The organism is Roseovarius albus (assembly GCF_900172335.1).
Lineage (GTDB): Bacteria > Pseudomonadota > Alphaproteobacteria > Rhodobacterales > Rhodobacteraceae > Roseovarius > Roseovarius albus.
The window spans coordinates 25,813-45,002 of sequence record NZ_FWFX01000002.1; the positions used below are offsets into that span (position 1 = coordinate 25,813).

Annotated in this window: 19 protein-coding genes; 12 read left to right on the forward strand and 7 right to left on the reverse strand. The window is 55.8% G+C overall.

All coding sequences use genetic code 11. The features are described 5' to 3' along the window. Nucleotides 1-64: 64 nt before the first annotated feature. Nucleotides 65-874, forward strand: a complete 810-nt coding sequence (locus ROA7450_RS02830) for a division plane positioning ATPase MipZ (protein WP_085804171.1) — start codon at nt 65-67, stop codon at nt 872-874. Here the strand turns inward: ROA7450_RS02830 and ROA7450_RS02835 are convergent. The 4 genes from ROA7450_RS02835 to ROA7450_RS20920 all read right to left on the reverse strand — a co-directional run bounded on the left by ROA7450_RS02835 (nt 864) and on the right by ROA7450_RS20920 (nt 3,350). Next, a complete protein-coding gene (locus ROA7450_RS02835) occupies nt 864-1,742 on the reverse strand; it encodes a DMT family transporter (RefSeq protein ID WP_085804172.1) in 879 nt (292 codons plus the stop codon). The two genes, ROA7450_RS02830 and ROA7450_RS02835, sit on opposite strands and share 11 nt — an antisense overlap. Before the next feature lie 85 nt (nt 1,743-1,827). Continuing rightward, a complete protein-coding gene (locus ROA7450_RS02840; protein WP_159453983.1) occupies nt 1,828-2,817 on the reverse strand; it encodes a glycosyltransferase family 61 protein in 990 nt (329 codons plus the stop codon). Next, on the reverse strand, nt 2,807-3,136 hold the full coding sequence (locus tag ROA7450_RS02845) for an ArsR/SmtB family transcription factor (RefSeq protein ID WP_085804174.1): 330 nt from the start codon (nt 3,134-3,136) through the stop codon (nt 2,807-2,809). The genes ROA7450_RS02840 and ROA7450_RS02845 overlap by 11 nt, the downstream gene beginning before the upstream one ends. Nucleotides 3,137-3,200: 64 nt before the next feature. Then, entirely contained in the window at nt 3,201-3,350 is a 150-nt protein-coding gene (locus tag ROA7450_RS20920) for a hypothetical protein (RefSeq protein WP_159453984.1), read from the reverse strand. Nucleotides 3,351-3,397: 47 nt separating this feature from the next. On the opposite strand from ROA7450_RS20920, the gene ROA7450_RS02850 reads away from it, so the two are divergent. The 5 genes from ROA7450_RS02850 (at nt 3,398) to ROA7450_RS02870 (ending at nt 6,059) form a co-directional block, all read left to right on the forward strand. After that, the gene (locus tag ROA7450_RS02850; protein ID WP_085804175.1) at nt 3,398-3,700 is read left to right on the forward strand and encodes an AtpZ/AtpI family protein; all 303 of its coding nucleotides are present in this window, start codon (nt 3,398-3,400) and stop codon (nt 3,698-3,700) included. Nucleotides 3,701-3,763: 63 nt separating this feature from the next. Next, nucleotides 3,764-4,567 carry a F0F1 ATP synthase subunit A gene (locus tag ROA7450_RS02855; RefSeq protein WP_085804616.1) on the forward strand — a complete coding sequence of 268 codons (804 nt, stop codon included), beginning with the start codon at nt 3,764-3,766 and terminating at the stop codon, nt 4,565-4,567. A 53-nt stretch (nt 4,568-4,620) separates the two neighbouring features. Then, the gene (locus ROA7450_RS02860) at nt 4,621-4,857 is read left to right on the forward strand and encodes a F0F1 ATP synthase subunit C (RefSeq protein WP_085804176.1); all 237 of its coding nucleotides are present in this window, start codon (nt 4,621-4,623) and stop codon (nt 4,855-4,857) included. A gap of 76 nt (nt 4,858-4,933) precedes the next feature. Then, a complete protein-coding gene (locus tag ROA7450_RS02865) occupies nt 4,934-5,494 on the forward strand; it encodes a F0F1 ATP synthase subunit B' (RefSeq protein WP_085804177.1) in 561 nt (186 codons plus the stop codon). 4 nt (nt 5,495-5,498) lie between these two features. Further along, nucleotides 5,499-6,059 carry a F0F1 ATP synthase subunit B gene (locus ROA7450_RS02870; protein WP_085804178.1) on the forward strand — a complete coding sequence of 187 codons (561 nt, stop codon included), beginning with the start codon at nt 5,499-5,501 and terminating at the stop codon, nt 6,057-6,059. Between the two features lie 89 nt (nt 6,060-6,148). On the opposite strand, the gene ROA7450_RS02875 is transcribed toward ROA7450_RS02870, so the two are convergent. Together ROA7450_RS02875 and ROA7450_RS02880 are read right to left on the reverse strand one after the other, a co-directional pair. Beyond that, complete coding sequence (locus ROA7450_RS02875) at nt 6,149-6,619, reverse strand: DMP19 family protein (RefSeq protein ID WP_085804179.1); 471 nt, start codon at nt 6,617-6,619, stop codon at nt 6,149-6,151. 111 nt (nt 6,620-6,730) lie between these two features. Next, on the reverse strand, nt 6,731-7,690 hold the full coding sequence (locus tag ROA7450_RS02880; RefSeq protein WP_085804180.1) for a LysR family transcriptional regulator: 960 nt from the start codon (nt 7,688-7,690) through the stop codon (nt 6,731-6,733). A 110-nt stretch (nt 7,691-7,800) separates the two neighbouring features. Here ROA7450_RS02880 and ROA7450_RS02885 point away from each other — a divergent pair, with 110 nt between their 5' ends. From ROA7450_RS02885 to ROA7450_RS02910, 6 genes are all read left to right on the forward strand, one after another. Further along, complete coding sequence (locus ROA7450_RS02885) at nt 7,801-9,327, forward strand: trimethylamine methyltransferase family protein (RefSeq protein WP_085804181.1); 1,527 nt, start codon at nt 7,801-7,803, stop codon at nt 9,325-9,327. Next, complete coding sequence (locus ROA7450_RS02890; RefSeq protein WP_085804182.1) at nt 9,327-11,726, forward strand: GcvT family protein; 2,400 nt, start codon at nt 9,327-9,329, stop codon at nt 11,724-11,726. The genes ROA7450_RS02885 and ROA7450_RS02890 overlap by 1 nt, the downstream gene beginning before the upstream one ends. Then, a complete protein-coding gene (locus tag ROA7450_RS02895; protein WP_085804183.1) occupies nt 11,723-14,122 on the forward strand; it encodes a GcvT family protein in 2,400 nt (799 codons plus the stop codon). Before ROA7450_RS02890 ends, ROA7450_RS02895 begins: the two co-directional genes overlap by 4 nt. A gap of 15 nt (nt 14,123-14,137) precedes the next feature. Next, a complete protein-coding gene (locus ROA7450_RS02900; protein ID WP_085804184.1) occupies nt 14,138-15,442 on the forward strand; it encodes an aspartate aminotransferase family protein in 1,305 nt (434 codons plus the stop codon). A 159-nt stretch (nt 15,443-15,601) separates the two neighbouring features. Continuing rightward, nucleotides 15,602-16,333, forward strand: a complete 732-nt coding sequence (locus tag ROA7450_RS02905; protein ID WP_159453985.1) for an OB-fold-containig protein — start codon at nt 15,602-15,604, stop codon at nt 16,331-16,333. 23 nt (nt 16,334-16,356) lie between these two features. After that, the gene (locus tag ROA7450_RS02910; RefSeq protein WP_085804186.1) at nt 16,357-18,102 is read left to right on the forward strand and encodes a flotillin family protein; all 1,746 of its coding nucleotides are present in this window, start codon (nt 16,357-16,359) and stop codon (nt 18,100-18,102) included. Between the two features lie 477 nt (nt 18,103-18,579). Here the strand turns inward: ROA7450_RS02910 and ROA7450_RS02915 are convergent, their stop codons facing one another. After that, nucleotides 18,580-19,026, reverse strand: a complete 447-nt coding sequence (locus ROA7450_RS02915) for an Lrp/AsnC family transcriptional regulator (RefSeq protein WP_159453986.1) — start codon at nt 19,024-19,026, stop codon at nt 18,580-18,582. Nucleotides 19,027-19,190 lie beyond the last annotated feature (164 nt).

Consider the following 19,190-nt stretch of genomic DNA (forward strand, 5'->3'; position numbering starts at 1 on the left):
ACGTAGACACAAGATATTGTGCCGCGAAACTCACGAACCATAACGTGGAACAAAGGAACGGGTCATGGCGCATATCATCGTCGTCGGGAATGAAAAGGGCGGTGCGGGCAAGTCCACGGTGTCGATGCATGTGGCCACGGCATTGGCGCGGATGGGGCATAAGGTCAGCGCGCTCGATCTGGACCTGCGCCAGAAAACCTTTGGTCGCTATGCCAGCAACCGACAAAAGTTCCTTGAAAAGTCAGGCCTCGATCTGCCCAGCCCGCGATATCATGATCTGCCCGAGGTCGATCAGGCTGGATTGGAGCCTGGCGAAAACATTTTTGACCGCCGCCTGTCGGCAGCGATTGCTGCTTTGGAACCGGAGTCCGACTTTATCATTATTGACTGCCCGGGGTCGCACACACGGCTGAGCCAAGTTGCGCATTCTCTGTCCGATACGCTGGTCACGCCGTTGAACGACAGTTTCATCGACTTCGATCTGTTGGCACATATCGACACCGATGGCGTCAAGATCCTTGGCCCCTCAGTCTATTCCGAAATGGTGTGGAACGCGCGTCAATTGCGGGCGCAGGCAGGGCTGAAGCCAATCGACTGGATCGTAGTGCGCAACCGTTTAGGGGCGCAGCAAATGGTCAACAAAAAGAAGATGGGCGATGCGTTGGATAATCTGGCCAAGCGGATTGGGTTTCGTACGGCACCGGGGTTTAATGAGCGCGTCATCTTTCGTGAATTGTTCCCACGCGGCCTCACATTGTTGGACCTCAAAGACATCGGCGTTCAGGGATTGAACATCTCGAACGTCGCCGCGCGCCAGGAGTTACGCGATCTGACCCGCGCGCTTGACCTTCCGGGGGTCGAGGTCAGTTTTTAACCCGCTTTGTACTGCGTGGCCGGAGCATCACCACAAGATTGGAAACGATCAAGGCGCCAATCACGACTGTGCCGCCAGCAAGAGCCCATGTTCCGGGGTTTTCATTGAGGACCGCCCAGACCAATAGCGGGGCCAGCACAGATTCAAGCAAGATGAGCAGGGACACTTCAGCCGTGCTGATATAGCGCGGTCCAAGGGTTAAGAAACACGTGGCAATCGCGATAAAGGTTCCATGGGCCAAGATCAGCCCCCACTGCGTTTGTGCTGCTTCCATTGGAGATGTGAAAAACGCCAATATGAATGCCGCGCCAATGTAAGCAATTGGGATCGCCGGGATCATCGATATATCCTTCAGGCTTCGGACCGCAGTCAGTGCAGCGGCGTAGGCGGCGGACACGGACAGGGCCCACAGATCGCCTTTCCAAGATGCAATTTCTGATTCTGTCGAACCATAGGCGATGATGCCCATACCAAAGATGACGAAGATCATCGTAATCGTCATGCGCAGGCTGACGGATTGCTTCAAAAACACGCGTTCAAATATGGCTGCGAATATCGGCATGGTCGCGAAGATGAACACTACATTGGCCACGCTGGTGTTTTCGATTGCCAATACAAAACCCGCCGTGGTGAAACCAATCAAGGCAATATAGATAACTGCGGGCCAGCCCGCACGCAGAACTGGGCCAAACCCTTTGCCTTTTTGAAACAATAGCAAACCGATTAAAATGAGACCGCCGGAACTGAGGCCACGCCAGAAAGCCGTGACCATAGGCTCGGCTTGAATCAGGCGTACGAACAATGAATCCGGTACTACAAACAAAACGCCCAGCGTGGTGATGATCAGACCTTTGAGATGCTCATTCATGCCTCAAGCTGTTGCGTGATGTTTCGTTAAAGTAAAGACATTTTATCGAGGGGAAGGCGAATTTTCCCACCGGCGACTGATGCTTTCAATCCAAGAAGCCGGCTGCCGAGAGCGCGCGTTGCAATCTATCAAAGTCGATCGGTTCTTCCAGCGTTCCAGACGGAGGAGCCTCGTAGGTAAGTGGGTCAATCGGGATGACGTCTGCGTCACTGAACGATCTGATCTGGTTCAGGATGGCGTTGTAAACCTCTGGGCGATTGCGGCGTTGGATCAGGCCGACATGACAACCTGGTTGAAAGCAGAACGCACCCAGATGAAAGGCCGAGCCGTCCCCGCCAACAACCTGTTTCGCTGCAAGATAATGTTCGCATTGCTCTGAGACCGAATGCTGTTGTGGATGAAAGACAGAATATCCGGCTGCTTCCATCAACTGTACAATGCGCTCTTCCTGGTCCACTCTGGGTAAGCGCTTGCTCAGTTGGGAGCGCGAAACGTACAGTTTGTCGGGGCCACGTGGTGTGAATTGGGATTGGCATTTGCCTCTGACATAATTTCGAAACGTTGCCGTTCCCGTGGACCATTCGTTGTGCCCGAAACCTTGCGAAGGAACATAAAGCGTTTCCACCTCTGTCGTCTGAGTTACCAAATGAAAGGGTTTGCTCTGCCCAATCGCCGAGTAGAGCGCAGCATAAGTTCTCTTGAACGCTGGGCGCAGATTGTGCTTTGGATGATGCAAGAAAATTATACCGTCGATGTCGTCTTGGATGTCATCGAGCGCCCAAAGGCGCGGCAGTGATTCGAGTAGGAAATGGCCAAAATGCAGCCGCGCCAATCCCCCAAACAGGTAGCGGCCCTTCATCTTTTGGGACACGCAGTCCGGATAATCGGCAACACCCGAGAAGCGGCCTCCACCAAGGCGAGTTGAAGCGATTTGGCAGTGTGATTCGTCTACCTGAAATACCCCGTATCGGAGTGGTTCATCAGGCATGACAGGTGCAATGATTGCATTCGGGATCGTTTCAACGAGAGCGGTTGGCAACTCCGTTTGAGAGAGCACGTCGTGTTTAAGTGTCATTCGGGAATTCAGCTTCAAGAAACTTTTCGAAAGCATCGAGGTTGATGGCTTCGAACTGTCCGAATCCTTGCATCCAGATACTGGCGTCGCGCAGGGCGTCAGGCTCAAGTTTGCACCATTTTACTCGTCCTCGTTGCTCCTGGCTGACCAGACCAGCACGGGTCAGGATGCCGAGGTGTTTGGAGATCGCAGCCAATGACATCTCAAACGGATCAGCCACATCACTGACGGCCATATCGTCCTCTAACAGCATCGCAAGGATCGCCCGACGAGTCGGATCGGTTAAGGCTGCGAAAACTGTATCAAGGCGGTCTGACATGAGTGTCTGGTTATCGGCTGCAGGGATGGCTCGTCAACTGCGCATCTGTAAGTGCCGAAAAAGATCAACCGATTGGTTGAATATGAGATTTGGCGAAGAATAGACGGAAAGTGCCGATGTGGGCGGCGTGCATGGTTGTATTTAATTTATTATTTTGTAATAAATTCAATTGTTTAACCACATTTCGTTGTGCCTGTCTTGCGGCTTGACTCATTGCCTCCATCACCTTAGCACAGGGGCAGAATTTTTGAGGGGGCCGGTGTGACAGATCCTGAGCAGAGCGAGCGCATGTCGCAGCTTGAAAAACGGATCGAAGAGCTTAAAGCCAAAGACGCACCAAAGGCCCATCAGGAAGAACACTATAGTCAGGCGCAACATGCCTGGCGCATGGTGATCGAACTTGTTGCCGGTCTGTTGATCGGTTTTGGTATGGGGTACGGTCTGGATGTCCTGTTTGGGACGATGCCGATCTTCCTTGTGCTGTTTACATTCCTGGGCCTCGCGGCTGGCGTCAAAGTGATGATCGCCAGCGCCGCTGAGATCCAAAAGGGCAAAGAAGAATAAGCGACCGTAGCGTCGTGAGAGAGAAAAGCCGAGGCGATGCCTCGCGAAGGAGAGACGGAAGCGATGGGCAAGATTTTCTTTTGGATCATGGTCGCACTGGCAGTTGTATCAGGGTTCCTGTTCGCACCTGAGCACGCTGGTCTCGTTATTCATCCGATGGACCAGTTCGAAGTGAAGCCTTTGTTCGGCAAAGGTGAGATCGGAACCTTCACCATCACCAACGTGACCATGTGGATGGCCCTTTCGGTCGTTGCCACGATTGCCTTGCTGGTTCTGAGCACATCGAAACGTGCAACCATTCCATCACGCGCGCAGTCGATTGCCGAATTGGCTTATGGTTTTGTCTACAAAATGGTTGAAGACGTCGCCGGCAAAGATGCGATCAAATTCTTCCCATATATCATGACACTGTTCATGTTCATTGTGACTGCGAACTTCTTGGGTCTGATCCCGGCCAGCTTCACCACCACGTCACACATCGCTGTGACAGCAGTTCTGGCGATGTTGGTCTTCCTGACCGTGACGATCGTTGGTTTTGTCAAGAACGGCGCCGGTTTCCTAGGCCTGTTCTGGGTGTCCTCAGCCCCCTTGCCACTGCGCCCTATTCTGGCGATCATCGAGTTGATTTCCTACTTCGTGCGCCCTGTCAGCCACTCTATCCGTCTTGCGGGTAACGTCATGGCCGGCCACGCAGTTCTGAAAGTGTTCGCTGGCTTTGCTGCCGCGTCCGCTATCATCGCACCAGTTTCGATCTTCGCAATCACTGCAGTCTATGCACTCGAATTGCTCGTGGCCTTCATTCAGGCCTATGTTTTCACCATTCTGACCTGCGTCTATCTCAAAGACGCATTGCATCCGTCACACTAAGTACAGATCGGTCTGAACCCTCATCTGCAAATTCCATCGTAAGGAGAAATCAAATGGAAGGCGATATCGCACAAATGGGTCAATTCATCGGCGCAGGCCTGGCCGCAATCGGTTCCGGCGCAGCTGCTATCGGTGTGGGCCACGTTGCTGGCAACTTCCTGTCAGGCGCTCTGCGTAACCCATCCGCTGCTGGTGGCCAAACTGCCACTCTGTTCATCGGTATCGCGTTTGCCGAAGCTCTGGGGATCTTCTCGTTCCTCGTTGCGCTTCTGCTGATGTTCGCCGTTTAATCCTGACAGAACATCCTTACGCGCGGGTGGCCTGACCACAGGTCACCCGTAGTAATTGAGGTTCCTGGAGGACGATATGGCAAACACAACGCATTCTGCCGAAGAAGTCACCCGTAAAGCTGACGAAGCGCATGGGGCAGCCGAAGCTGCTGGTATGCCACAGCTGGACTTTGGGACCTTCGGTAACCAAATCTTCTGGCTTGCGGTCACTCTGATCGTCATCTTCTTTATTCTGAAGAAGATCGCCCTGCCGCGTATCGCTGCCATTCTGGCACAGCGCCAAGGCACGATCACAAATGATCTGGCAGCTGCAGAAGATCTGAAGGCTCAGGCGCAGGACGCCGAGGAAGCCTACAAAAAAGCACTGGCTGATGCCCGTGCTGAAGCTCAGGAAATTGTCGCCGCCACCAAGGCAGAGATCAAAGCCGAGCTAGATGAAGCCACTGCCAAGGCGGACGCTGAAATTTCAGCCAAAGCGGCAGAGGGTGAAAAAGCCATTGCCGAAATTCGTGCAAACGCGGTTGAAAGCATCAACGCGGTTGCCAAGGACACGGCCAAAGCTCTGGTTGGATCCATGGGGATCGACGCCGATGCGCGCACGATTACCGCGGCTGTAACTGCACGGACGAAAGGGTAAAGAGATGCTACGTATGACCGCGACTTTTCTTGCTCTGACTGCCGCCAGCCCGGCTCTGGCCGCTTCTGGTCCGTTCTTCTCGCTGGGAAACACCAACTTTGTTGTTCTCCTGGCGTTCCTGCTGTTCATCGCCGTTCTGCTGAAATTCAATGTGCCTTCATTGATTGGCTCTTTGCTGGACAAACGTGCCGAAGGTATCAAGTCCGAGCTGGATGAGGCCCGCGCCTTGCATGACGAGGCCAAAAGCCTGCTGGCCAGCTATGAGCGCAAGCAAAAAGAAGTACAGGACCAGGCCGACCGGATCGTTGCCCAAGCCCGTTCTGAGGCTGCTGAAGCGGCAGAACAAGCCAAAGAGGATCTGAAAGCATCGATCGCCCGCCGCCTTCAGGCCGCGGAAGATCAAATTGCTTCGGCTGAAGCCAACGCTGTGAAAGAGGTGCGTGACCGCGCCATCTCGATCGCTGTGTCTGCCACCAAAGATGTGGTTGCGAAAAAGCTGACGGCCGCAGACGGTAACAAGCTGATCGACGCCGCCATTGGTGAAGTTGACGCTAAGCTACACTAAGATCAGATCTGATTTTGATTCATAAAACCCGGGCCAAGTGTCCGGGTTTTATGTGTTCATTGGCATCAGCACGTTTCTATAACCTAGGATCAGTTCGATTTGGCATACGCATCGGCATAAGGTACGAACTTAGGTAATTTGCGGAAGAACTGATCAGTATCAGCTAGAGCGTAAAATGCGTCATCCAACTCGCCAAAGTCTATTCGGTCATCCGGAGGGCCAACGATTGATTCTCGTGCTCGCTTGTCAAACGGGAATGGTTCACCCAATTCAGCCATGGCACTTTCGACAATACTGGCAACCTCCCTCATTCCGATTGCCAAGAAACCATCTCTAGCTTCAGACGCTGAAACACCAGTGGAATTATAGAAGTATTGCCAGAACCCACCATTGTAAACTTCGAGATGGAGCCAATGAATGCAGAACAGATGAACCGCTTTTTGCGGGATACCTGAAATACTCTTCAACCAAACATCGCGCCCATCGTAAAAGTTAAATTGATCATAATACGGCAGGTAAACGGAGGGGTATTCGCGGGGCGCGTTAAATATATGCAGCATAAATTTACTCTCGTGAAACTTTAAATGAGCAGTAACAAGCGAATGAGACGATTGTTTGTTAGATCAGCGCTGATTGAAGTTTAAGGCTACGTCAATTTGATATTGTCTATTTTATACCTCAACTGCGCCCAACCCAGTCGCTCCCATCTGAGCTTCGATCTGATTGATCAAAGTGTCCCGTGTTGCCTGCGCAATCTCCTCGGGCAGCCCGCCTAATTCCTTGGTTCTTGCTACCACAGTGATTTTCCGCGACAGGCCCGCGACGGGCAGGGGGCGGATGTTCATCGGCATTTGCTCGACAAAGCCATCAATCAAAAGGGTCGGCGTCAGAAAGGTGAAACCCAGCCCCTTCGCCACGCAGGCCGTGACCATGCTTGACCGATCCGCCTGAATCAGCCGTGGGACCGGTAGCTTCAACCGTCGCAAGTGCTGCTCAATCTGTCTGCCTACGCTGGTGGTATCCGCAAAACGAACCAGTGGAAGGCGAGTTAAAATCTCCTCCAGGCTATCCGTTGGCCCGTCATAAGAGGCTGGCAGGACCAGCAGAAAGGACTCGCTCAGCACTGGATGCCGTTCCAACCCATCCATATCGTAAAACGGGTTCGAACTGATCACGATGTCGGCTTTCTTGGACCGCAGTAGCCCCTCGTGATCACCACTTTGCCCTGCGCGCAGCGAGATATCCTGCACGCCAAATTGATCCTTCGCCAAACTCACCAGTGGCACCGTGATCGTCGTCGCAATCGATGCCAACATCCCGATCCGCAACACGCTGATCGGATGCGGCCCCTGATGCCGCAGGTCGGTGGCTAAATCGGCAACCGAGTTCAGGATACGCGTGGCATGGCGATACATCAGCGCCCCGGCCTGCGTGGTCTTGATCGGGCGGGTGGAGCGGTCAATCAACTGTGTATCATAGGCCCGTTCCAGATTGGCGAGATGCTGCGAGGCGGCCGGTTGTGTCATCCCCAGCAGGCGCGCAGCGGCAGTCATTTGCCCGGTTTCGACAACGGCGACAAAGACCTCCATCGCCTTGATCAGATTGGTGTCAGTCGAGATGCGCGTGGACATGGCGTAGCCCCTTCAAAATTCGACAGTATTAGAAATCCTTATGATGTGCGAAGTCAATTGATCGAAGCTCCCGTCTTCCGCAATATGACCGCCGGGAGGAGCCTCAGGTCATGGCGGAGACAACAGCGAGAAAACGGCGACGTGGTGCGCGGGCACCGGTGCAACAATCTGCGCCACCCTTTGTGACCCGCAACATCGGCCCGCTGAATATCCTTAGCGAGGAGGGCCTGTGCCTGATCGAAGAAAACGCCGACCGGATCCTGCAGGATACCGGCATGGAGTTTCATGACGATCCCGAGATCCTTCAGATCTTCCGCGACGCGGGCTGCGACGTGCAGGACACCCGCGTGCGGTTCGAGTCGGGCTTTTGCCGCAAGACCATTCAGGCCACCGCGCCAAAGGAATTCATGCAGCACGCGCGCAATCCGGAAAAATCGGTCAAGATGGGGGGCAATGCCACCGTGCTGTGCCCGTCCTGGGGGCCGCCTTTCGTGCATGATCTGGATAAGGGACGACGCTACGCCACCTACGACGATTTCGAGACGCTGGTGAAGCTGCACCAAACTATCCCTTGGCTGCACCATTCCGGCGGTGTGGTGTGCGAACCTGTCGATTTGCCCGCGAACAAACGCCATCTGGATATGCTCTATGCACACATCCGCTATTCCGACCGCCCTTTCATGGGTGCCTTCATCGGGGCTGAACGGGCAGGGCACGCCATCGACATGGCCCGGATCGTGTTTGGGGAAGAGTACGTCGCCAACAACCCGGTGCTCTATTGCGTCTCAAACACCAATGCGCCGCTGGTGATGGACAGCCACATGTCGGGTGCGTTGAAAACTTATGCCCGCGCAGGCCAACCTGTGGCCACCGCCCCTTGGGTATTGGCCGGTGCGATGAGCCCCTGCACCGTGGCGGGCACCATGGCGCAAGTATTGGCCGAGGCTTTGGCCTGTTTGACGTTGGCGCAACTGGTGAACCCCGGCGCACCGGTGCTGATGGGCAGTTTTGCCTCGACCATGTCAATGCAATCTGGCGCGCCAACCTTTGGTACTCCCGAGGCTGGGCAGATGGTGCTGGCCGCCGGGCAACTGGCGCGTCGCCTGGGTGTGCCGCTTCATACGGTGGGCACACTGTCTGCCTCCAAGATCCCCGATGCGCAAAGCCAGCAAGAGGCCACCTGGGGCTTGATGATGTCGATGTTTGCCGGGGCCAACTTGATCAACCACGCCACTGGCTGGCTGGAGGGCGGGCTGGTCACTGGCTTCGAGAAAACCATGATCGATGCCGACCTCTGTGGCAAACTTGGACGGTTCTTTGAAGGCATCGACCTGAGCGAAAACGCACAGGCGATGGATGCGATCGCCCAGACCGGTCCGGGTCAGCACTTTCTGGGTTCAGACCACACACAGGCGAATTTCATGACCGCCTTGTTTCGCCCGGAAACCCCCGACAACAATTCGTTCGAGCAATGGCAGGCCGCAGGCTCGCTCGATACTGCGCAGCGCGCCAATGCCCTGTGGAAGTCTCATCTTGAGGCTTACGAGGACCCGGGCCTTGATCCGGCCATCGATAAGGCGCTGCAAGATTATATCACCCGCCGCAAGGCCGAGGCACCGGATCAGGAGTATTTTTGATGGGGCGTACAGTGATCATCGGCGGTGGCGCCATCGGACTGAGCCTTGCCTACCATCTGGCCAGACGCGGGGCCAATGATGTGGTGTTGCTGGAACGCAATCAGCTGACCAGTGGAACCAGCTGGCATGCAGCGGGGATTGTCGGACCCCTGCGCGCCACGCCGAACATGACCCAACTGGCGATGTACGCAGTGGAGCTTTTCCCCAAGCTGGAAGCCGAGACCGGCATGAGCACCGGCTACAAACGTACGGGTGGTTGCTGGCTTGCCCGTCGCCCCGAACGGATGGATGAACTCAAGCGCATCGCCTCTCTGGGGCGCCACTTTGGCCTCAATCCTGAAATCGTTGCGCCAGAAGTGGTCGCTGAAGCCGTACCCGGCTTAAATATATCTGAACACGCGGGCGCCATGGCTATCGCCGAGGATGCCAATGTGAACCCGGTCGATCTGTGTATGGCCTATGCCCGCGCGGCCAAGAATGGCGGTGTCGAGATCCGAGAAAACGTGGCTGTCGAGCGGATCCTGACAGAGGGCAACCGTGTCACTGGCGTCGCTCTGGCCGATGGCAGTGTGATTGAGGCCGACCAGGTGGCGATCTGCGCGGGGGCCTGGTCCAAACCCTTTGCAGAGACAGCGGGTTTGGCGTTGCCCTTGCAGGCGGTTGAGCACATGTATGTAGTGACCGAACCGATGCCGGATCTGCCTGATCCGTTCCCGGTGCTGCGGGACATGGACACGGGAATTTACATCAAGGGCGATGCTGGCAAAATAGTCATCGGTGGGTTTGAGCCCGACGCCAAATGCTGGGATGCCTTCGGCCCCGAAGGCAACCGTCCGTTTCTAGAAATGCCCGAGGATTGGGATCAGTTCATGCCGTTCATGGAGGCGGCTCTGGATCTCATGCCAGCGCTGGCCGAGGTCGGCATTCAGCATTTCATGAACGGTCCCGAAAGCTTTACTAACGACACCCGCCCCCTGGTGGGTGAGGCCCCGTCGGTGGACGGCTTGTTTGTCGCCGCCGGGATGAATTCGGTTGGCATCATGTCCTCAGCCGGGATTGGCCGCGCCTTGGCCGATTGGATGGTTGACGGCTCCCCGCCGATGGATTTGTGGGAGGTCGATATCGCCCGCGCTGATCCCGCTGCGGCGGAGCAGGGCCATATGGAAGCACGGATGGAAGAGGCCGTGTCCGACCTGATGGGAATGCACTGGCCCTACAAACAACCTAACGCGGGGCGGGGCCTGCGGAAATCCGCGTTGCACGATCAATGGGCGGCGAAGGGTGCCGTGTTTGGCCTGACCGGCGGGTGGGAACGCGGGCTTTGGTATGCGCTGAATGAAGAAGAAAAGGCGCTGCCCTATTCCGTCGGCGACCAAACCTGGTGGCCCATAGTGGCGCGCGAGGCGGCGGTGATGGAAACCGGAGTGGCGTTGCTGGATTTGTCACCCTTTGGCAAATTTGACGTCACTGGTCCTGACGCGCTGACCTTTCTGGAGCAACTTTGCACCGCCAAGATTGACCGGCCGAACGGGCGGGCCATCTATACGTTGGCCCTGAATGTGACCGGCGGCATTGAGCTCGACGCCACCGTCACACGGTTCTGCACGCAATCCTTCCGTATCACCTCCGGCGCGGCAACCCGCTGGCGCGACATGGCTTTATTGCGGCGGCGGTCCAAATATTTTGATGTGGCAATTGCGGATGTCACCGAAAAGGAGGCGGTGATAGGCGTCATGGGTGCAGGATCGCGCGCGTTGCTGAACGGTCTGTCATCTGACGACTGGAAGGCGTTTCCCTTCTCAACTTGCCGCGAAGTCGAGGTTGCCTCCGTCAAGTGTCGTGCCACCCGGATGAGCTTTGTCGGGGAATTGGGCTGGGAGCTGTCAGTTCCAGTGGCAAAGGCGGTCGCGGTGTTTGACGCGCTCACTAACGCAGGCGCAAAGCCATTGGGTCATTACGCGCTAGATGGCTGCCGGCTGGAGAAGGGGTTCAAACACTGGGGTCATGACTTGGGTCCCGAGGTTACGCCGCTCGAGGCTGGGCTGGGCTTTGCCATCAACTGGGATAAAGATTTTACCGGCAAACCAGCCCTGCAAGGGGAACGCGACGGAGGCATTGCGCGTCGCTTGTGCTTGTTCGATGTTTCAGGCGACCCGCTTATGCTGCACGATGAACTGATCATTGAGGAGGGCCAAGTCGTTGGCCTCACCACCTCTGGCGGGCGAGGTGCGCGCACCGGCAAAACGCTTGCTTTTGGTCTGATCGGCGTCGGAGCAAATGAATCACTGGCCGACACATGTGCGCGCAATTTTGAGATAGAAGTGGCCGGAAAACGCTATCCGGCGCAGGCGCTGTTGCAGCCGCCATTTGATCCGAAATCAGAAAGGATGCGTGGATGATCACGGCGCAGGTTGTCATCATTGGGGGTGGGGCGATGGGCACCTCGCTGCTCTACCATCTGGTCAAGGCGGGATGGACTGATGTGGTGCTGGTCGAGAAAAACGATCTGACCCACGGCTCTACCTGGCACGCGGCGGGGCTCTGCACACATTTCGCCCATAACCCGACAATTCAGGAACTGCGCGCCACGTCAGTGCGGCTCTATCGTGACATTCTGCCCGAAGAAACCGGCCATAGCTGTGGTTTCCACCGCTCGGGCGCGATGCGGATCACTCGCAACCCAGACCGTATGGATGAGTTCGCCCATGTCGCTGGCCTTTCGGAGTTCACCGGCTACCCGCTGGAGGTGCTGACTCCGGAGCGCATTGCCGAACTGCACCCTCTGACCGAACTCGACGGTCTGCTCGGTGGGATCTATGAGCCGGATGACGGTCATGTCGATCCGACGTTGGCAACAAACGCCATGGCACAGGTTGCCGTAAGGGGCGGCGGGACGATCAAACGTTACAATCCGGTCAATGCGATCCGCCGTGAAGGGAATGATTGGATCGTCGAAACCGCTAAAGAAACCTATTGCACCACCCACATTGTGAACGCCGCAGGCACATGGGGTTGGGAAATTGGTCATATGATGGGCCTCAATATCCCTTCGGTCCCAGTGTTGCACCAATATCTGGTCACCGACACCGTGCCCGAGGTAGCAGATCGCATCGCAGCGGGTCAGCCTGAACTGCCGATGATCCGCGACCCTGAAGAAAGCTGGTATATCCGGCAGGAACGCGACGGGTTGATCCTTGGTCCCTATGAGAAAGACGCACAGGTTTGGTCCGTCGATGGCGTGCCGCCTGAGTTTGGGGCGGACCTGATGCCACCGGATCTGGACCGGGTTGAGCACATCGTCGAGGCCGCGATGAACCGCGTGCCTGCGGTTGGCAATGGCGGCGTGAAGTCGGTAATCAACGGACCCATTACCTTTACCCCCGATGCTAACCCGCTGATCGGCCCGGCGCACGGACTGGAGAATGCCTGGCTCTTGACCGGCTCCTCAATGGGCGTGATGGAGGGTGGCGGTTCTGGCTGGTTCCTCGCACATTGGATGACCCATGGTGCGCCACCGATGGACGCGCTTGCCGTCGATAGCCGCCGGTTTGGGAAATGGGCGGATCGTGATTACCGGGTTGAAAAGGCAATCGAATGTTTTGGCCTGCAATTTGGCGTGCACTACCCACACGAAGAACGCCCGGCTGGGCGTGGTCTGCGCTTATCGCCCTTGCACGACCTGATGATCGAGCGTGGCGCTGTGATGGGCGCGGCCTACGGCTGGGAGCGGCCCAATTGGTTTGCGGACACGCCCGATGCGGTCGCTGATGAAACCTTCCGGCGCGCCAATTGGTTTGCGCCGGTTGCCCGCGAATGCAAGGTGGTGACAGAGACGGCTGCGTTGGCTGACCTTTCCGTGTTTGCGAAATTCGAAGTCACCGGCCCGGATGCCCGCGCCTTTGTTGAGAGCCTTGGGGCCAATCGCGCCCCAAAGATCGGCCGTGTTGGCTTAACCCACGTTCTAACACCTGCGGGCGGGGTGAGTTCCGAGTTTACCGTGGCGATGCTGTCGGATGAACATGCCTATTTGACGTCGGCGGCTGCAGCCGAAGAACGCGATTGGGATTTGCTGCAGGCTCACGCCGCTGGCTATGATGTCCAGCTACATAATACTTGCGAAGAGCTTGCAGTGATTGGCCTGATGGGGCCGAAGTCACGCGAGATACTGCAATCCCTTTGTGATGACGCCCTTGGCCTGTGGTTGAGCGCGCAACAGATCACCGTCGCGGGCATTCCTGTCCGCGCATTGCGGGTGTCCTATGTGGGCGAATTGGGGTGGGAGCTGCATGTCGCCCGTGAGCATGCCGCCGAGCTGTTCCTCGCCCTCGAAGCGACCGGAAAACCCCGTGGCGCGGGGCTCTATGGGGCCTATGCTGCCAACGCGATGCGGCTGGAAAAGGGTTATCGCGGTTGGGGAAGTGACCTGACAACGGAGCGCACGCCCGATGAAAGCGGCGTGGGCTTCCTTGTTCGACCTGAAGGGCGCAGCTTCACCGGTTGCGACGCGCTGCTGGCCCGTCCCAACCCAGAGGCATGGGATATGGTTCTGCTCGATGTAGAGCCGGGCGAGGTTGATCCTTTCTATGCCCATCCGGTGTATCAAGGCGACTGCGTGGTCGGCGTGGTTACTTCGGGGGCCTATGGCCACCGTACAGGCAAAGTGCTGGCACTGGCCTATCTGCGCGACGCAACGGCGCGTGACAATTTAAACATTGAAATTCTGGGCAAACGGCGGGCGGCAGAGATCCTGTCCGCGCCACCGTTTGATCCGCAAAATGAACGACTGAAATCCTGACGTGAGGGACAAGACATGACACTGATGACTGATTGGTCAATTGACGCAACCGCCAAGCGGCGGGATACCTACTATGCTGCAAGTCAACGCAAGTTCGTCCCCTTTGCCGAGCCGATGGTCTTCAAGCGTGGCTCGATGCAATACCTGTGGGACGCCGAAGATCGCAAATATATCGACCTGCTGGGCATGAACGTCTGCATCTCGGTTGGGCACTCGCATCCCAAGGTGGTTGCCGCCGCGATGGAGCAGGCCCAGACCCTGACCCACTGCACCACGATGTTCTACCACCCCACACCTGCGCATCTGGCCGAGGAACTGGCCGCTACCATGCCAGCAGGCCCGGAGTGGGTGGTGCACTTCACCAACTCGGGATCCGAGGCGGTGGATCTGGCGATGACCATGGCCCGCACCTATACCGGCAATCCCGATCTGTTGGCCTTGCGCACGGCTTACCATGGCCCCACTGCGGCGGCACAATCGGCGACGGGCATCAGCGGCTGGCGCCATCCCGGCATGCCGGGCAATGTGGCCTTTGTGGCCGAGCCAAACCAGTATCGCGGTATCTTTGGCGGAAACGCCGGGGCGGAACCGTATCTGGACGAGATTGAGCGCACCATCGCCAGCGCCACCACCGGCCAGATTGCGGGTATGCTGATCGAATCCGTTCAAGGCTACGGCGGTATCATCGAAATGCCCAAGGGCTATATGTCCGGTGCGGCCGAACGTGTGCGCGCAGCGGGGGGGCTGTACATTGCTGACGAAGTCCAATCCGGCTTTGGTCGCACAGGGGATCATATGTGGGGCTTTGAGGCGGATGGCGTCATCCCAGACATCGTGGTTATGGCCAAGGGCATCGGCAACGGCTTCCCGCTGGGCGCGGTGGTTGCGCGCAAAGAGGTGGCTGCCCCGATGGCCGAAAAGTTCATGTTCCACACCTATGGCGCCAACCCAACCAGCTGTGCTGCTGGCCGTGCCGTTTTGCAGGTCATTCGCGATGACAAAGTCCGCGAAAACGCGCAAGCGGTAGGTGGGGCGTTGCTGGAACGCCTCAAGGGCCTCAAGGAAAAGCACGGCGTCATCGGCGATGTGCGCGGCCGTGGCCTGATGCTAGCAATTGAGATGGTCAAAGACCGCAAAACCAAAGAGCCTGACCGCGAGACAACCTCTGCTGTTTTCGAACAATGTCGCACGCAGGGGTTGATTTTATCGAAATCAGGCCCATATCAATCATGCCTGCGAATGGTTCCGCCGATGTGTTTGTCGATGGAAGACGTTGATCAGGTAGCGGATGGGCTGGACAGGGCCTTTTCAGATCTTTGACGCCACAAAGCGCAGCATAGATTTATTCCGTTTTTCCAAAATCTGACACAAGCATGACTTGTACATGACATCTTTGGATGGGTATGGAGCATGTGTGAATGTTTAATGGTTGTGCCCGGCATATCCTGCATGGTTGTGCCGGGGCCAAGGGGGATATGTATGGATCTATTGTTGGAACCGGGGTTGAAACCTTTCGTGTTTTTCGGCGTTCTGGTGATCGGTTTTCTATTGCTCGAAGTACTGTTGATGTCCATCGGCGTCGATACACAGATTAGCGGTGATTCGGATGCAGATTTCGATCTGGACGTGGACTTTGACGCGGATCTGGATGCCGATTTTGATGTCGACACAGATACAGAGTTGGGAACCGACATCGACTTCAATATCGATCCAGACATTGATGCCGAAGCGGGCGTCAAACCCCGGCTTGAAACAAGCGGTGGCTTCTTTGATCTGATCGGGTTGCGCAAGCTACCCCTGACCGTCTGGTTGGCGCTGTTCTCCGCTTTCTTCGCAGGCATCGGCCTGTCTGGCCAAACTCTGATGTCGGTCCTGACGGGCACGGTCCTGCCAGCCATACTGGCGGCATTGATTGTATTGCCTGTGGCGCTGTTCTTTACCCGATACTGTGCCGAGGCCGTGGCCAACTGGGTGCCGCGCGTTGAAACGACCGCGATTTCCGAGCGCAGCTATGGTCGCCGCAAAGGTGTGATCACCGTTGGCTCCGCCCGTCGTGACCAACCCGCGCAGGTCCGGTTCACCGATGCGCATGGCAACCTGCACTATGTCATGGCAGAACCCCTGTCAGATGACGACACTTTGCCCGAAGGGACAGAGGTGCTGATCCTGCGCCGCCGTCAAGGCGATCTGAAACTTGTCCGCATTTCATAACAAATATTGAAAGGAAAAACTGAATGGAAGCTTTGATAACTGGCATATTGTTCCCCGTCATTTTGGTGTTGATCGCCTTCTTGATCCTCGGGTTCGTGATGACCCGGATGTACCGCCGCTCAACCCGCGAGGTCAGCCTCGTCCGCACTGGAGCCGGGGGCCGCAAGGTGATCATGGACGGCGGCGTGTTCGTCGTGCCTGTGCTGCATGAGATTACCTTTATCAACATGAAAACCACCCGGCTCGAAGTTCGTCGCGATGGCGTGTCCGCCCTGATCACCAAAGATCGGATGCGTGTTGATGTGGGTGTCGAGTTTTATGTGACAGTTCAGGGCTCCTCTGAGGGGATCGCCCGTGCCGCGCAAACTCTGGGGGACCGCACTTTTAACACCGACGCCCTGCGCGAAATGGTCGAAGGTAAGCTGGTCGACGCTTTGCGCTCCGTTGCGGCACAGATGTCGCTGGATGAGTTGCATGAAAACCGCTCTGACTTTGTTCAACAGGTGCAACAGACCGTTGCCGAAGATCTGACCAAAAACGGTCTGGAGCTTGAATCCGTTTCGCTGACCGCTTTGGATCAGACACCTATGGATACCTTGGATGAAGACAACGTCTTTAACGCGACAGGGATGAAGAACCAGGTCGAGCGGATTGCCGAAAGCAAAAAACGCCGTGCCGAGATTGATGCCGAGACCAAGGTTGCGGTTCTGCGTTCCGTGCAGGAAGGTGAAATCAAAGCCTATGAGATCGAGCGCCAGCAGGAAGAAGCGCGTGTTGCGCAGGCGATTGAACTGGAAACCCTGAGATCACGTGAAGCCATCGACCGCGCCAAGAAAACCCAAGAGGCGGAGCGCGAGGCAGAACAAGCCCGGATCGCGCGCGAAAAAGCAGTAGAAGCGGCACAAATTGAGCGCACCAAAGAGTTGGAGATCGCCGAGCAAAACCGCCAGATTGCGATTCAGCAAAAATCTGAGGAAGAAAGCCGAGCTAAAGCTGCTGCAGATACTGCGCGGGCTGAGGCGGTGAAGGCTGAAGAGCAGGTCAAGACCGAACGCGACGTGGCCGAAGCCGAGCGTCAGAAGCGCGTGATCATTTTGGCCGCCGAGCAGGAAGCCGAGGAAAAAGCCACTGGCATTCGCGTGACCGCCGCGGCGGAGAAAGAAGCCGCCGTGGACCGCGCGGAAGCCTTGCGCGAGATGGCACAGGCGGAAGCGGACGAGAAGGCGATCGCCATTCGAGTCGCTGCGGCTGCGTCCAAGGAAGAAGCGGTTGATCGGGCGTTTGCGTTGCGTGAAATGGCGCAGGCACAAGCCGAGGAGATTACCATTCGGGCGGAGGCGTTGAAGAAAGAGAAACTGGCCGACGCTGAGGGTAAACGTGAGCAGATCGCGGCAGAGAACACGCTGTCGGAGCAGGTCATTCAGTACCGTCTGGATACCGAGAAATACGCTGTCCTGCCTGAGATCGTGCGCGAAATGGTCAAGCCGGCTGAAAAGATCAACGGTATTACCATTCACAAGGTCGATGGTCTGGGTGCAGGCGGCGGATCAAACGGCGGAAGCGGTAGCAATGGTGAAACAGGTCTGGTCAATCAAGCGTTTGATGAACTGCGCGCCATGGCCTTTCAAATGCCCGCACTGAAATCCATCGGAGAATCTGTTGGTGTCAATTTAGACAATGGAATCGACGGCGTATTGGGTGATCACTTTGCACCTTCGAATAAGGCCAAGAGTGCCGATATCAAGCCTAACGGCAAGCCTGCTGAATAAAGCTATCTAAAAAAGAAAGGGGGCCGTTGATCGGCCCCTCATTCGTTCCTGCCACGGTGTCCGCGTCAGAAAGTCAGATGGCATTTCCTATTCTAACTAAGGAATTTAGCGCATCTACCCTCACTCCGCCCTGAATGGAATTCAGATTTCAGCGCGGAAAATTCTCTGTCTTTAGGTATAAGCGAATCATCACGAATCGGTCAATAGTAAGCGATTCGAATTGTCTTTTATGTTCTAAGTTTTGGATCAAGGCAGGGTGGTTTGTGAATGATGCGTCATTTAGTGAACTTTACCTGTGTGCACTTTTGAAATGGAGGACGCGCTCCTTCGACATTCGAACTTAACATTTTCAATACCCAAAAGGCGATGCCTCCGACTATCCTTCAGAAGGTACACTACATTTTCTGAAATTACTCATCCCGGAGAATTTGCAGATTTTTTTCAAGGCATTACTCGTATTCTTTAGCGCTGCAAGAGTCATATAGTCGATCGTGGATCACGCCAGGTTGTTAGGATTGTGTTGGTATACATCGTTTGAATCAGTGGGTGCCTTGCAATACTGTTTCTGACTTTTTCGATATCTTCGACGGCTTTGGCTTCAACAAGTACCAACATATCGGTCTCCGATGATGAAACGCTCCAAGCACCCAGTATATTTTCGTGCTTTTGGATATCAGCAAACAATTGTTTGCAGTTGGGCGTGACTAAACGAATATTGAACACCGCGCAGAATGGCTGAGGGGTAAACTCCGTCTCTTCTGATAATTCGACCGTAAATCGTTTTATGATTTTTCGATCAACGAGGCGATCAATGGTCTCTTTGACCTTCTTTCGAGAGCTGCCGAGTTCTTGTGCGAGATCGGAGATAGAAGCTCTGCTATTTTCGCGTAGAAGGTGAGTTAATTTAGTCTGAAAGCTGTCCATTGTTCGCATACTTTCGGTGAATGGAATTAGATTCAAGCTCAAATTGCAACCTATTGTAGCAAAAGTCACCTATCCGGGTTCATTTTGGTAGTTCATATCTCAGGCGAGTGCCGAACCACTCAAGGTTAATCATCGAAAACTCGTCGAAAGTTGAGACATGAAAG

Coding starts and splice junctions, on each gene's coding strand:
- ROA7450_RS02830 (WP_085804171.1), top strand. CDS start 65: ATGGCGCATATCATCGTCGTCGGGAATGAAAAGGGCGGTGCGGGCAAG.
- ROA7450_RS02835 (WP_085804172.1), bottom strand. CDS start 1,742: ATGAATGAGCATCTCAAAGGTCTGATCATCACCACGCTGGGCGTTTTG.
- ROA7450_RS02840 (WP_159453983.1), bottom strand. CDS start 2,817: ATGACACTTAAACACGACGTGCTCTCTCAAACGGAGTTGCCAACCGCT.
- ROA7450_RS02845 (WP_085804174.1), bottom strand. CDS start 3,136: ATGTCAGACCGCCTTGATACAGTTTTCGCAGCCTTAACCGATCCGACT.
- ROA7450_RS20920 (WP_159453984.1), bottom strand. CDS start 3,350: ATGAGTCAAGCCGCAAGACAGGCACAACGAAATGTGGTTAAACAATTG.
- ROA7450_RS02855 (WP_085804616.1), top strand. CDS start 3,764: ATGGGCAAGATTTTCTTTTGGATCATGGTCGCACTGGCAGTTGTATCA.
- ROA7450_RS02860 (WP_085804176.1), top strand. CDS start 4,621: ATGGAAGGCGATATCGCACAAATGGGTCAATTCATCGGCGCAGGCCTG.
- ROA7450_RS02865 (WP_085804177.1), top strand. CDS start 4,934: ATGGCAAACACAACGCATTCTGCCGAAGAAGTCACCCGTAAAGCTGAC.
- ROA7450_RS02870 (WP_085804178.1), top strand. CDS start 5,499: ATGCTACGTATGACCGCGACTTTTCTTGCTCTGACTGCCGCCAGCCCG.
- ROA7450_RS02875 (WP_085804179.1), bottom strand. CDS start 6,619: ATGCTGCATATATTTAACGCGCCCCGCGAATACCCCTCCGTTTACCTG.
- ROA7450_RS02880 (WP_085804180.1), bottom strand. CDS start 7,690: ATGTCCACGCGCATCTCGACTGACACCAATCTGATCAAGGCGATGGAG.
- ROA7450_RS02885 (WP_085804181.1), top strand. CDS start 7,801: ATGGCGGAGACAACAGCGAGAAAACGGCGACGTGGTGCGCGGGCACCG.
- ROA7450_RS02890 (WP_085804182.1), top strand. CDS start 9,327: ATGGGGCGTACAGTGATCATCGGCGGTGGCGCCATCGGACTGAGCCTT.
- ROA7450_RS02895 (WP_085804183.1), top strand. CDS start 11,723: ATGATCACGGCGCAGGTTGTCATCATTGGGGGTGGGGCGATGGGCACC.
- ROA7450_RS02900 (WP_085804184.1), top strand. CDS start 14,138: ATGACACTGATGACTGATTGGTCAATTGACGCAACCGCCAAGCGGCGG.
- ROA7450_RS02905 (WP_159453985.1), top strand. CDS start 15,602: ATGGATCTATTGTTGGAACCGGGGTTGAAACCTTTCGTGTTTTTCGGC.
- ROA7450_RS02910 (WP_085804186.1), top strand. CDS start 16,357: ATGGAAGCTTTGATAACTGGCATATTGTTCCCCGTCATTTTGGTGTTG.
- ROA7450_RS02915 (WP_159453986.1), bottom strand. CDS start 19,026: ATGGACAGCTTTCAGACTAAATTAACTCACCTTCTACGCGAAAATAGC.